General features: G+C 44.2%; 10 protein-coding genes and 2 pseudogenes. 5 read left to right on the top strand and 7 right to left on the bottom strand.

Features of this window, described 5'->3' with window-relative positions:
- Nucleotides 1-378 precede the first annotated feature (378 nt).
- Nucleotides 379-666 carry a hypothetical protein gene (locus tag DP114_RS29455; RefSeq protein WP_169262987.1) on the top strand — a complete coding sequence of 96 codons (288 nt, stop codon included), beginning with the start codon at nt 379-381 and terminating at the stop codon, nt 664-666.
- 232 nt (nt 667-898) lie between these two features.
- On the opposite strand, the gene DP114_RS29460 is transcribed toward DP114_RS29455, so the two are convergent.
- Together DP114_RS29460 and DP114_RS29465 are read right to left on the bottom strand one after the other, a co-directional pair.
- Nucleotides 899-1,291 carry a type II toxin-antitoxin system VapC family toxin gene (locus DP114_RS29460; protein ID WP_169262988.1) on the bottom strand — a complete coding sequence of 131 codons (393 nt, stop codon included), beginning with the start codon at nt 1,289-1,291 and terminating at the stop codon, nt 899-901.
- The gene (locus DP114_RS29465) at nt 1,291-1,515 is read right to left on the bottom strand and encodes a FitA-like ribbon-helix-helix domain-containing protein (protein WP_169262989.1); all 225 of its coding nucleotides are present in this window, start codon (nt 1,513-1,515) and stop codon (nt 1,291-1,293) included. The genes DP114_RS29460 and DP114_RS29465 overlap by 1 nt, the downstream gene beginning before the upstream one ends.
- Nucleotides 1,516-1,805: 290 nt before the next feature.
- Between DP114_RS29465 and DP114_RS29470 the strand changes: the two genes are divergently transcribed.
- The 3 genes from DP114_RS29470 to DP114_RS29480 all read left to right on the top strand — a co-directional run bounded on the left by DP114_RS29470 (nt 1,806) and on the right by DP114_RS29480 (nt 8,556).
- Nucleotides 1,806-5,525, top strand: a complete 3,720-nt coding sequence (locus tag DP114_RS29470; RefSeq protein WP_171977805.1) for a hydantoinase B/oxoprolinase family protein — start codon at nt 1,806-1,808, stop codon at nt 5,523-5,525.
- Nucleotides 5,526-6,059: 534 nt separating this feature from the next.
- A complete protein-coding gene (locus DP114_RS29475; protein WP_216669947.1) occupies nt 6,060-6,341 on the top strand; it encodes a hypothetical protein in 282 nt (93 codons plus the stop codon).
- A gap of 130 nt (nt 6,342-6,471) precedes the next feature.
- Nucleotides 6,472-8,556 carry a protein kinase domain-containing protein gene (locus DP114_RS29480; protein ID WP_171977807.1) on the top strand — a complete coding sequence of 695 codons (2,085 nt, stop codon included), beginning with the start codon at nt 6,472-6,474 and terminating at the stop codon, nt 8,554-8,556.
- A gap of 270 nt (nt 8,557-8,826) precedes the next feature.
- On the opposite strand, the gene DP114_RS35460 is transcribed toward DP114_RS29480, so the two are convergent.
- The 5 genes and pseudogenes from DP114_RS35460 to DP114_RS29500 all read right to left on the bottom strand — a co-directional run bounded on the left by DP114_RS35460 (nt 8,827) and on the right by DP114_RS29500 (nt 11,856).
- Complete coding sequence (locus tag DP114_RS35460; RefSeq protein WP_246162877.1) at nt 8,827-9,003, bottom strand: hypothetical protein; 177 nt, start codon at nt 9,001-9,003, stop codon at nt 8,827-8,829.
- 15 nt (nt 9,004-9,018) lie between these two features.
- Nucleotides 9,019-9,198 (bottom strand): annotated as a pseudogene (locus DP114_RS35465) (tetratricopeptide repeat protein); the annotation flags it as partial.
- Nucleotides 9,199-9,652: 454 nt separating this feature from the next.
- Nucleotides 9,653-11,047 carry a transposase gene (locus DP114_RS29490; protein WP_246162595.1) on the bottom strand — a complete coding sequence of 465 codons (1,395 nt, stop codon included), beginning with the start codon at nt 11,045-11,047 and terminating at the stop codon, nt 9,653-9,655.
- A 57-nt stretch (nt 11,048-11,104) separates the two neighbouring features.
- Nucleotides 11,105-11,584 carry a pentapeptide repeat-containing protein gene (locus DP114_RS29495; protein ID WP_171977808.1) on the bottom strand — a complete coding sequence of 160 codons (480 nt, stop codon included), beginning with the start codon at nt 11,582-11,584 and terminating at the stop codon, nt 11,105-11,107.
- Nucleotides 11,581-11,856: a hypothetical protein gene (locus tag DP114_RS29500; RefSeq protein WP_169268908.1), complete on the bottom strand. Its 276-nt coding sequence runs from the start codon at nt 11,854-11,856 to the stop codon at nt 11,581-11,583. The genes DP114_RS29495 and DP114_RS29500 overlap by 4 nt, the downstream gene beginning before the upstream one ends.
- Nucleotides 11,857-12,017: 161 nt before the next feature.
- Between DP114_RS29500 and DP114_RS29505 the strand changes: the two are divergent.
- Nucleotides 12,018-12,524 (top strand): annotated as a pseudogene (locus DP114_RS29505) (serine/threonine protein kinase); the annotation flags it as partial.
- Nucleotides 12,525-12,643 lie beyond the last annotated feature (119 nt).

Genomic DNA, 12,643 nt, shown 5'->3' on the forward strand with positions numbered 1-12,643 from the left:
TAATAATTCTCAACAATTACCGTATTTAATTTCTCCAGGACTTACGCAAGGGAAACGTAGTTGTGTCATTGCGACCAGGAGTACGCAATCTCACAGTCAACTATTATTAGTAACTCGTGCGTAAGTCCTATCCTCAATCTTAGACCTGAATCTTTATACCGATTCTGCTATAAACTTGCACTAAATAATTAAATCTCTTTTCTTGGCGTTCTTGGCGTTCTTGGCGGTACCCTGCGGGAAGCCGCTGCGCGTCTACGTTTTAAAAATAAAGTACATCTATGGCACTTTACGAGCAAGCTATCATGGAGAATTGGTATTAAGACGATTTTCACTAAGGTTTGGGATTATCATTTCTGATAGGAATAGAATTGGTATGACATGTGCAAACATTGCCAACAGGTGATCGAACAGCTAGGAATTGACATTGAGCTTTTTTTCAGAAAGCTAGCAGATTTAGGTAGAGGACAACTTAGCGAGTGGGATAAAGAGATTATTTGTCAATCTTTACTAGGACACTCTCGAAAACACATTGCTCTTCAACTGCGTTTACCTGCTGAAAGTGTTAGAGATCGATTGTCTCACTATATCTATTCTCAAATATCAGAGTTAATGCAAGTTGATCAAGAAGCGATCGCTTTGAACCACCATCAGAAATTGTTACTGTGAAATGGAATCCTCAACAACAAAAATGGAAATGGTCGCATTTACGATCAATGTAGGAATAATATCAAATCCGTTTGTATCGGAATTATTTCTCCTTCCTCTCCACGCCAGTCGCCTACGGAGGGAAACCCTCCTGCAGCGCTGGCTCCTCTGCGTCCTCTGCGCCTCTGCGGTTTTTTAATCATTCAGATGCTACCGGATTTGATATAACTTGATGCTTTGCACATATTTATCCCTATTCCAGCAATTCAACGTGAGCGCCAAACTTAGCCGCTAGTTTGCGATCATAAGTCAGCACCTGAGTATTAGATTGAATTGCTGCTGCCACGAATAACGTATCGTAGAACGAATGACTTGCCTCGACTGCCAATTTTAGAGCAATATCCCGAATTTGAGAACTAGAAATCGTGATATCAACCAATGCCTCAGCATCTTGCAGCGCATCTAAACCTATTTGCAACGGTAGTTGCCGAAATTGTATCCATTGCCAAATCACATTGCCGAGCTCGGTAAACAACGAATCAGGCACCACAATCCGATCTACACTTTCTAAAGCAGTGATTGCCTGGTCATACTTCTCCTCTACGTGTAAGAGCGCATAGGCAAACACCATCGTATCAATCACCATCAGAGTCGTCCTTCTGATTTCCAAGACTGCACCTGACTTTCTTGTTCCATCGGTAACGCTTCCGCGCGTTGACGAATACGAGCAAGCACTTCATTACGTTCGCCATAGCGTTTTTGCAGTAAATCGCGGACTTCTTGCTCCATCGAAATCCCCTTTTGTCCCGCCAAGCGTTTAATCCGAGCGACTAATTCATCAGATATATTGCGAATCGTAATTGTTGCCATACTGCCTCCTTAGAAGAGTGCTAGAATACTCGCGGATCGTTACCTTTATGCTAGCATTCTGCTAGCATTTGAGTCGCCTAAATTATTTCAGCATCCGATTAACTAAGAAAGGTATTGGCGATTCAGAGAAATCAACGCAACTATCTCAAATCTCCTACCACTTCTAAAAATCCGATCAAATTTTGGCATCAGTCCTAAAAGCGACAGATGTAGCACTTCTTTCTACATCTGAAGTAGAGATTTTTTCAGTTCTATTAGTAGGCTGTATTTAACGAATTCAGGAAATGACAATGCAGAATAATTCTTCCACGAACAACCCTACTACTGAACGCTGGCAGTTTTGGATTGATCGAGGCGGTACGTTTACCGATATAGTGGCACAAAGTCCAGATCGTAGAGTCATCGTTCACAAACTGTTGTCGGAAAATCCACAACGTTATACAGATGCTGCAATTCAGGGTATTCGAGATATCTTAGGAATTCCATCTGATGCGCCAATTCCAACCGATCAAATTGCTGTTGTCAAAATGGGAACGACGGTGGCGACGAATGCACTATTAGAGCGTAAGGGCGATCGCACTCTTTTACTGATCACAAAGGGCTTCCGTGATGCGTTACGCATTGGTTATCAAAATCGTCCGAACATCTTTGCGCGTCACATTGTTTTGCCTGAAATGCTTTATGAACGGGTGATTGAAGTTGAGGAACGTTATAGCGCTCAAGGTGAAGAACTTTTGAGCGTTCAAATTAATCCTCAACTCATGCAATCGCTACAATCAGCATACAACGCTGGCATTCGAGCTTGTGCGATCGCGTTTCTACACGGCTACCGCTACCCCAACCACGAACAACAAGTTGCCGCAATCGCCCGTGACATCGGTTTTACCCAAATCTCAGTGTCTCATCAAGTCAGCCCACTGATGAAGCTGGTCAGCCGGGGCGATACTACTGTGGTTGATGCCTATCTATCTCCAATCTTGCGGCGCTATGTAAATCAGGTTGCCACAGAACTCCAAGGTTCGCTCTTGGATGGTGCGGTGCCCCAACTCATGTTCATGCAATCCAACGGCGGTTTAATCGATGCTAACCGATTTCAAGGTAAAGACAGCATTCTATCCGGTCCGGCTGGCGGAATCGTTGGAGCTGTGAAAACGAGCGCAATGGCAGGTTTTGACCGAATCATCGGATTTGATATGGGCGGGACATCCACCGATGTTTCTCACTACAACGGTGAATACGAGCGCACATTTGAAAGCGAAGTTGCTGGAGTGCGGCTGCGTGCCCCAATGATGTCGATTCATACCGTGGCGGCGGGTGGTGGATCGATTCTTTCCTTCGATGGATCTCGCTATCGAGTAGGTCCTGAATCGGCTGGTGCATATCCTGGTCCTACTTGTTACCGTCAAGGCGGTTCATTAACTGTCACTGATTGCAATGTGATGATCGCTAAACTTCAAGCCGCTTTCTTCCCGTCTGTATTTGGCAATGAAGGTAACTTGCCCCTAGACACTGAGATTGTGCGGCAAAAGTTTACCGAATTGGCAGCACAAATTAGTGAAAAAACTGGTTTTCAACAAAAGCCAGAACAAGTAGCAGAAGGATTTTTAGCGATCGCGACGGGTAAAATGGCGAACGCAATTAAGAAAATCTCGATTCAACGCGGCTATGATGTCACAGAATATACACTTTGTTGCTTTGGCGGTGCTGGCGGACAACATGCTTGTTTGATTGCGGAAGCGCTAGGGATGACCCGAATTTTCATTCATCCCTATGCAGGGGTGTTATCTGCCTATGGCATTGGGTTGGCGGATGTACGAACTCTCAAACAAAAGGCAGTGGAAGTTCAATTAACCGAGTCCGAACTGCCTTCGCTAAAACAAACGCTTGCCACTCTTACTGCTCAAGGTCGCACTGAAATTATTCAACAGGGAATCGCTGAGTCTCAAATCCACGTTCTACTTAAAGCACATCTACGCTATGCAGGGACAGATTCTGCTTTGGTTGTAGATTTTGGGAATGTGGTTTCCATGCGCGATCAGTTCTTGCAAGCCTATTACCAGCGTTACGGCTTCACGATGCCTGATAAATTACTGATGGTGGAAGCGGTTTCTGTGGAAGTGGTTGGACAGACCATCGACCTCGAAGAACCCATACTTACATCTAGCAGAACCACACCGCTTGAAGCAATCGCGACGGTACAAATTTACACCAAAGGTAACTGGCACGATACGCTCGTTTATCAGCGTCAGGATTTAAGACCTGGCGATCGCATCACAGGAGCCGCTTTGATCGTCGAACCCACTGGAACAAATGTGATTGAGCCTGGTTGGTGTGCAGAGTTAACTGCACGGAATCACCTAATTTTGAGTAGGGATGAAGCTAAGATCAAAGATCAAACTACTAATTCATCCTTCAGCTTAGCACAAAATTCAAGTAAGTTAAATTCAAAGTCCTTTTCTGCCCCCGACCCTGTTCTCCTAGAAATTTTCAACAATTTAGTGCGGGCGATCGCAGAGGAAATGGGCATCACGCTGCAAAACACAAGTTACTCTGTCAACATTAAAGAACGGCTCGATTTCTCGTGCGCCATTTTTGATCAACACGGACAACTCGTCGCCAACGCGCCGCATATTCCGGTTCATCTTGGTTCGATGAGCGAAAGCGTGGCTAGTTTAATCCAAGCCAAAGGCAATACAATTAAACCCGGTGATGCCTACGTTTCTAATAATCCCTACAACGGGGGTACGCATCTTCCAGATGTCACAGTCATTACTCCAGTTTTTGTCTCCCAGGCTGCAATTCCTTTATTCTACGTCGCCTCACGTGGTCACCATGCTGATATCGGCGGAATTACACCGGGTTCGATGCCACCACACAGCACCACTATAAATCAAGAAGGCATCTTGCTTGATAACGTTTTGCTTGTAGAGCAAGGACGTTTTCGAGAAGCAGAATTACTAGAATTGTTGAACGCAGGTAACTATCCGGTTCGCAATCCCGCTCAAAATTTAGCTGATCTCCAAGCACAGATCGCCGCTAATGAGCGAGGCGTGCAGGAACTTTCCCGCATGATCGAGCATTACGAACTGGGAACCGTGCAAACATACATGCAGCATGTCCAAGATAATGCTGAAGAATCAGTGCGGCGCGTGATTAATGTGCTTAAAGATGGCAGCTTTACTTATTCTATGGATGATGGAAGTGAGATCAAAGTCAAGATTACGATTGAGCGAGGCCATCGCGCTGCCTGTATTGATTTTACTGGCACCTCTGCGCAGCAATCTACAAATTTGAATGCCCCAATAGCTATTTGCAAAGCGGTTGTCCTTTATGTTTTTCGTACACTCGTTGATGATGACATTCCCCTGAATGCAGGATGCCTCAAACCAATAGAAATCATTATTCCAGAAGGCTGTCTGTTGAATCCGCAATATCCAGCCGCAGTCGTCGCAGGTAATGTTGAAACGTCCCAAGCGATCGCAAATGCCCTGTATGGTGCCCTTGGTATAATGGCAGCATCTTGTGGCACCATGAACAATTTCACCTTTGGCAATGAGCGATACCAGTATTATGAAACTATTTGTGGTGGTTCTGGTGCTGGGGCAACCTTTAACGGAACTGATGCTGTTCAGACGCACATGACTAATTCACGCCTCACCGATCCGGAGGTGCTAGAGTGGCGATTCCCGATTTTAGTCGAAGAGTTTGTTATCCGTCCTAATAGTGGCGGAAATGGAAAACACAGGGGTGGAAACGGAGTCATTCGTCGGATTAAATTCCGTGAAGCGATGACTGCTGCAATTTTATCAGGTCATCGCGAAAAGCCGCCCTTTGGGTTAAAAGGTGGTGAACCGGGCGCGATCGGGCGCAATTGGCTAGAACACCATGATGGGACAATCGAACCTCTCCCTAGCAAAGCAGAGGTTCAAATGCATCCAGGCGATGTCTTTGTGATTGAAACGCCAGGAGGCGGAGGATTTGGTTCAGTCAAAAGCTTACAAGACGACTAAACCCATAATCGCATAACTACGAGTGCCAAAAGAAATTCCAACCTATAGGCAATACCTTCGCTAAACTCTATTCCCAAGGCTCTTAAATTGGCGAAGGTATTGACCTTAGTACAGCATTTCATAAATCCGTGACGAATTGAATCACCTACTGGTAAAGCTTCAAGAGGTTCAATAACGCTACGAACTTGTTAAATCTTGTACTTAGTAGCTCTTGCTTACTAAGCAGTACTGCACTCGTCCCAAGGGGACATACGCAAAGCAGTGCGTAACATAAAATTATAAACAAATCCTAACTTACTTAACCCAAAAACACAGTTCTGAAAGTGGAACACATGCGCTTCCTGCAGTCGTCTAGGATTTGGTATACATTTGTAAAGGGGAAGTATCTTAGGTAAGAGTTTCTTGGTTGATTTAAGTCCCTGCCAGGGTTTTAGTAAACCATTATCCTTGCCTTTATCTCGTAAGACCTCAGGGAGCATTTTAAATCGTAGTAATACGGTGCAAATGTGAACCAAACTACCTTTAACAGGGTAAGTGTCGGCATTGACAACGGTTCCGTTATCAGCCAAGTCAACTGGGAAAGGAACTAGAAGACTATGCCGAATCAATAAATTTGGCTTTCCTTGTTCAAAACCCCGTGCTAGTTACACTCACGGATGGAACACTGGCGATATACCTTTTGGCAAAGGTCTTACAGGTCCCGTTGTAGTGCAATCAAGTACAAGATTAGAGATTCGCGTTGATGGGAAAAGAATCGGCGCTAAGTTATCAGAGTTTAAAAAATTGCACATCAAGGATAGCTATTCCTATGGTTAACCGAATGTCTGTTTTACTTCGTTTCGTACCGATATGTCCCATTAAAAGCTCATCTAGTCAATTGGCAACTGTACACTGTCCTGTTGGGCTGCGTTATATTCTATCCGAATGAGATCTCAGATAATGGAGCATGACAACTAAGCTGCTGAACAATCGCTATCAAGTTCTCCAGGTACTCGGTGCCGGTGGGTTTGGTGAAACTTTTTTGGCGGAAGATACTCATATGCCTTCTCGCCGTCGCTGTGTGATTAAGCAACTCAAACCCGTAATCAACAACCCGCAAACTTATCAAGTTATCCAAAACCGATTTGAACGAGAAGCTGCAACCCTGGAGTTTCTCGGCAAAGGTAGTGACCAAATTCCCGAACTCTTTGGCTACTTTCCTGAAACAGGGCAATTTTACCTTGTTCAAGAATGGATTCAAGGTGAAACTCTAGCACACATAGTTAAGTCACAAGGGGCACTGGGCGAAACGACTGTTAGGCAAATCTTATTGAGTTTGCTGTCCGTATTGGATTATGTCCACAGTAAAGGGATTATTCATCGGGATATTAAACCGGACAACATCATTATCCGCTCCTCGGATGGCAAACCTGTCTTAATTGATTTTGGTGCTGTCAAAGAAACAATACGTTCAGTGGTGAGTCCTGGAGGATATCCCGTACAATCACTGATTATTGGTACACCAGGCTATATGCCGAATGAGCAAGCTGTTGGACGCCCAGTTTACGCCAGTGATATTTATAGTTTAGGCATGACGGCAATTTACTTGCTCACTGGTAAATACCCAAGTGAACTACAAACAGATCCTCAAACTAGTCAAGTGACATGGCACCACCTAGCTCCTCAAGTATCCCAAAACTTGGTGATGATACTCAATCAGGCAATTAAGCCACTTGCAGGCGATCGCTACACTACTGCCAGCAAAATGCTTTATGCTTTGAGATCTGCAACTTCTGTGCCTACGGTGGAACCAACAGCAGCCTCTCAACCGACAGTACCCCTACGGACTACAAATTCTGCTGGATCATACTCATCACAGTATACTCAACCAGCATTGGCCTCCAATCGCAAACCTGCTGTGATTCCAACTTCTTCCACTCCAGCAAACTGGCAAAAACCTGCTTGGGTTGTAGGTAGTTTGGTTGTAGGTACTTTAATTGGTGGAGTCGCTATTGGCAATATAAATCGTCAAGCATCTGAAGTTCCTATTGTCACATCGCCCACCTCTACAGAGGTTCCAGCAGCTAACGAAACAAATCCAACCCCTGCAACACCGTCCCCAACTCCTACTTCTCAAGCGAGAACACGTAAAAATAGGATAGTGATTACACCAGAACCAGTTGTCATTGCACCCACGCGCTCGCAACAACAACCAGAAGCTTATATATCTGCTTCACCCTCAATTGTTCCTGACTCTAAATCACAGTTATCAACAATTGAGCCTGTACCAGAACAACAAGTCCCTGAACAATTGCAAACTCCAATTACTTCCACTCCACAGCAAAGCATACCGCAAGAATCTATCCCACAACAACAATCTACACCACAAAAAACAGAACAACCAGTAACACAGCAAAAACTACAACAACAATCTACACCACAAAAAACGGAACAACCAGTAACACAGCAAAAACCACAACAACAATCTACACCACAAAAAACAGAACAACCAGTAACACAACAACAATCTACACCACAAAAAACAGAACAACCAGCAACTTCTCCTAATGTGATCTCAACTCCAGAGGCTTCCACCCCACCTCCACAGCTGGAAAAACAAAGTCTTGCAATTCCAAAAACCAGTAGTAGTGATGTTCCTGCATTTCCCGTTGGTTCTTCAGAAGATACAGTTACAGCAGCTTTAGGAAAGCCAACTAAGGTTTCTAGAGGTGCGTTTGGGAAAACTCGTGCTTACCTTTACCAGCGTGATCCAAACCGCGTTGATCTTGGTTATTTGTTTGATCGGCAAACAAAAATGCTGCGTCAAACAGAAGTTTCTTTTGCCCAATCTGTTGCACCGGAGGTGATGCACAACACATTGCAGGGAATGCTAGGGGGTAGTGCTTCTGGTAATATTAAGCAAGGACTGCAACAAGTTTATGATCGCAAAACCAATCAATACTCTTTTAATGTTGGTGGACTCAAAGGCTCGATAGAACGCAATTCAGAAGACCAAATTTACATTGCAATTTGGGATTCTAACTTGCATTGATCAAAAAATCTCTATCTATAGCTGTTGCCAACTCTATTAGGACATATAGGAGGGAGGAGAGAACAGGTAATAGGTAACAGGCAACAGGGAACACCCGAACTCTTAACGCTTAACTATTAACCCTTAACGCTTAACAGGCGTGTGAAAGTCTGGTGATGTCTGTTTTATCTCATTAGTTCATCTCCTAATCTACCTGGTAACGGCTATACGTGCTAGTCGCGTTTCTTGCTTTATGCAATCGCCCTAATTCATATTTCTATTCTGCAACGTCTAAATTCCAGTAATGGTTTGCTGCACTCGTTGCAAGTTGGTGTTATCCTGTTTTTGAGAATAGATTTTAGCCGCTTGCTCAAAAGCCTGCTTCGCTTCTACTTTCTTTTTCAAAGCCAAGAAAGCGTTACCTTTGTTTTCGTATGCTTGAGCATAGTTAGGATCGCGCTTAATCACGCGATACGCGAAGCGTCAAGCCTCCGGCTTATCGCAGTCTTTAATTGCATCCTCATATTTCTTGCGGGCAAAGCGGGCTAAACTTCGCTGATAGTAAGCATCAACGTAGTTTTCATCTATATCAATTGCCTGATCATAATCTCTAGTCGCATCTTTATGTTCGCCGTTCGCATAGCGGGCTACTCCCCGGTTAAAGTATGCCCAAGCCCAGCCAGCCCTTTCAACGCGAACAAATGAACTAGTGAGTCATTCCAATGACACAAGTTGCAGATGAGTAGGAAAATAGATATTTTCGACCAATTTTAGCGTGTGTTAACTCTGAGAGTTATGAGTGGAGTTGAGACTAAAAATCGGCGATCGCCATCGACAGTAGAAACTTCGCTTAGGCGTGAGCAAAAGGTGTGATGAGCGAACAAGCGGAAATGCTCGAGTTGTCTCCAGGAGGCACGAGGGGGGCTGCGCCCTCCCTCAGGACTCCCCCCGTTGCCTGTCGCTGAGCGACCGCCGCTATCAAAATAGCGAGTGAAGCGGCATCGCCTGTCGTGGCGGTCACTCACCCTTCGGGTTCGCAGTCGCTACAACGGGGGGAACCCCCGCAACGCGCTGCGAACCGCTTCGCTGCGACAGGCTCAAAAAAAGATTACTTATCTCAATAGATATCTAAAAGGCGTGCAGTCGAAACATGACGATGTCTATGATCAACAATTAAAGGTTGGCGTTTTTTCTTCGGACTTCTTATGGCTTTGAGAAAACGTTTGAGATTCACGCCAGTCGCCAGCTGTTGTAAAAGTTGTCCCATTTGGTCTAAAGAATATGTCCTGAATATTTCCCACTGCTGGGATGGAATAGCAATCATCATCCCGCGATATGTGCCTTGAATTTCATCTACTAAGTAGAAATCAGACAAACCTGCATCAATTTTGGCGATGCCATGTACGCTTCCTAAGGCGGCTTTTAGAGTGGCGAGAATGTTGTATGTTACTAACGCCATCGAAAACGAGAACAGGGCAGCTTTAGGATAGGCTAACGTTTGAATTTCGGCGTTAAAATTTTCAGTTACGGTTTGAAAAAGGGTTTCTAGACTCCAACGATTACGATATAACTCGGCTATTTTTGCCGCATCAGCGTGGCTTAAGGGTAAGTTTGTCAAAATCGCTATTTCCCATTCTTTGTCTCGTGTTGGCACAAACAACTTCAGCACAACTCGTCGGCATTTTAAACGATTTCCCTCGTAACAAATTTCGATGCACTGCTCAAAAAGATTTCCTGTATCGGTTTGACCCAAAGCTCTTAAGGTGCTCAGTTCTGTCCAACCTAAAGACCCATGTTGCCGAATCACAAAGAAAGCTTTTTGCTGTGCAATCGTCCACAGAAACTTGGCTGTGCAAAAATTCCGGTCTCCAGTCCAAACATCGTTTGGTTGTACACCAGACAGCACATTATCAAATAAACTCCGCTCATTTGCATGACCATCTTGACAAAGAATAATATCTATTACCAGTTTTGATAGTGGATCTAATACAACTATTGCTTTACCTGGCAAAGCTTTAGCTGCAAATAAACGAATTGCATCTAATCGATGGTCTGTAGCAGCCAAACAAGTCCCATCTACAATTTTATGCCGATATCCTGGTAGTGGATTTGGCTGTTCTCCACCCATGATTTCAATTAGCACTCGCAAATCGCTCGCTGTTTCTCTTACCAATGCTTGACTCACACTCAGTTCTACACCGCAGAGCTTTTTATATAGTGCTGTGGTGCTCACAATCAGGTTTGTTGCTCTGGCTTTATAGGCGGCATGAACCGATTTTTGAATTCCACACACCACCAAACTCATCAAATCTACTTGGCTGGAAAATAGTAATTCTTGCTGGTGCTGTACTTTCGCGTGAGTTTCAAATAATTTATCCATCCGTTCCGGGGCAAATACACGCTCCATTAATCCTCGTGCCATTACACTTACTGGACTTTCTTGGACAAATTGTTCAAAAATGGAGCGTAGCATCTTGACACCCAAACTCGCCCTTATATCTTGAGGATACATCGAAGTTGTACCTCAGATTCCTGACTGGCACAGGGTTTTAGATTTCAAAATCCTAGTTCATTTGTTCGCGTTGAAAGGGCTGAGGTTACCACGACTCAGCTTGACACCACTGAAGTTTATACCACTGAGGTTTACACCAATGAGGCTGACACCACTGAGGTTGACTCCTCTAAGGCTGACACCACTGAGGTTTACACCAATGAGGCTGACACCACTGAGGTTGACTCCTCTAAGGCTGACACCACTTAAGTTGACTCCTCTAAGGCTGACACCACTTAAGTTGACTCCTCTAAGGCTGACACCACTTAAGTTTGCACCACTTAAATTGCTATAACTCAAGTCCGCACCACTTAAGTTGGCACCACTTAAATTGGCACCACTTAAATCACATTTGCGACATTTCTTAGTGTCCCGCAACTGTTTAACGTGTTCGGGTTTTTCCGCGTAACCAGGAAGCGTTACTAACAATGGGGCACATAAAGCGACAGCAGCTAAAAACTTTGTAAAATCTCTTTTCTGGGGATTTGTAAGTTTCATCTTTTTTGTCTCCGTAATGAGGGGCGATCATTACCATCCTTTCCATACAGAGAATCGTTACCACTCGCACCAGAGATATAGTCGTTTCCTCCTCCGGCGTAGACAATATCGTTTCCTTCATTGGCGTCGATGCTATCACCGTAGCTAGTGCTGTTTAGTGTATCGCAAAAGCTTATTTTGTCTGCTTGATTAATAGAGTAAAAAAGTAGACTAGGGAAAACACTCGCTGTTTGCACCAAGTCGATTTTCAAAATGGGATGAGTTAGTTGCATAATTACTCAGTTATCGTCTGTAAAAACTACAACATTTCAAACATCGTTTCCGGAAATTTCAACACCTCAAATCAGTACGCACCTGATCGCAACAGCATTCAGAAGCTTATATCCCACATTCCGCACTTTGTACTGTTACAATCGGTTATTTCGTAACAGCGGAACAACCAGCAACTTCTCTTAATGTGATCTCAACTCCAGAGGCTTCCACTCCACCTCCACAGCCGGAAAAACAAAGTCTTGCAATTCCAAAAACCAGTAGTAGTGATGTTCCTGCATTTCCCGTTGGTTCTTCAGAAGATACTGTTACAGCAGCTTTAGGAAAGCCAACTAAGGTTTCTAGAGGTGCGTTTGGGAGAACTCGTGCTTACCTTTACCAGCGTGATCCAAACCGCGTTGATCTTGGTTATTTGTTTGATCGGCAAACAAAAATGCTGCGCCAAACAGAAGTATCTTTTGCCCAATCTGTTGCACCCGACGTGATGCAGAACACATTGCAGGGAATGCTAGGGGGTAGTGCTTCTGGTAATATTAAGCAAGGACTGCAACAAGTTTATGATCACAAAACAAATCAATACTCTTTTAATGTTGGTGGACTAAAAGGGTCGATAGAACGCAATTCAGAAGACCAAATTTACATTGCAATTTGGGATGCGAGCTTGCATTGATTAAGTTTCGAGGTTCTGATACGTTATATCTCAAAACGCTCTGTGAATCGAGTTTGACTGAATCACTCTCGTCTCAGAGCCTATGAAGCTATCAAAAAATAAATCGCATTTTTAATGAG

Source organism: Brasilonema sennae CENA114 (genome assembly GCF_006968745.1).
Taxonomy (GTDB): domain Bacteria; phylum Cyanobacteriota; class Cyanobacteriia; order Cyanobacteriales; family Nostocaceae; genus Brasilonema; species Brasilonema sennae.

What these genes read in the sequence shown, in the direction of transcription:
- DP114_RS29490 (WP_246162595.1), bottom strand. Translation starts at nt 11,047, where the DNA reads ATGTATCCTCAAGATATAAGGGCGAGTTTGGGTGTCAAGATGCTACGC.
- DP114_RS29455 (WP_169262987.1), top strand. Translation starts at nt 379, where the DNA reads ATGTGCAAACATTGCCAACAGGTGATCGAACAGCTAGGAATTGACATT.
- DP114_RS29465 (WP_169262989.1), bottom strand. Translation starts at nt 1,515, where the DNA reads ATGGCAACAATTACGATTCGCAATATATCTGATGAATTAGTCGCTCGG.
- DP114_RS29495 (WP_171977808.1), bottom strand. Translation starts at nt 11,584, where the DNA reads ATGAAACTTACAAATCCCCAGAAAAGAGATTTTACAAAGTTTTTAGCT.
- DP114_RS29460 (WP_169262988.1), bottom strand. Translation starts at nt 1,291, where the DNA reads ATGGTGATTGATACGATGGTGTTTGCCTATGCGCTCTTACACGTAGAG.
- DP114_RS29500 (WP_169268908.1), bottom strand. Translation starts at nt 11,856, where the DNA reads ATGCAACTAACTCATCCCATTTTGAAAATCGACTTGGTGCAAACAGCG.
- DP114_RS29470 (WP_171977805.1), top strand. Translation starts at nt 1,806, where the DNA reads ATGCAGAATAATTCTTCCACGAACAACCCTACTACTGAACGCTGGCAG.
- DP114_RS29480 (WP_171977807.1), top strand. Translation starts at nt 6,472, where the DNA reads ATGACAACTAAGCTGCTGAACAATCGCTATCAAGTTCTCCAGGTACTC.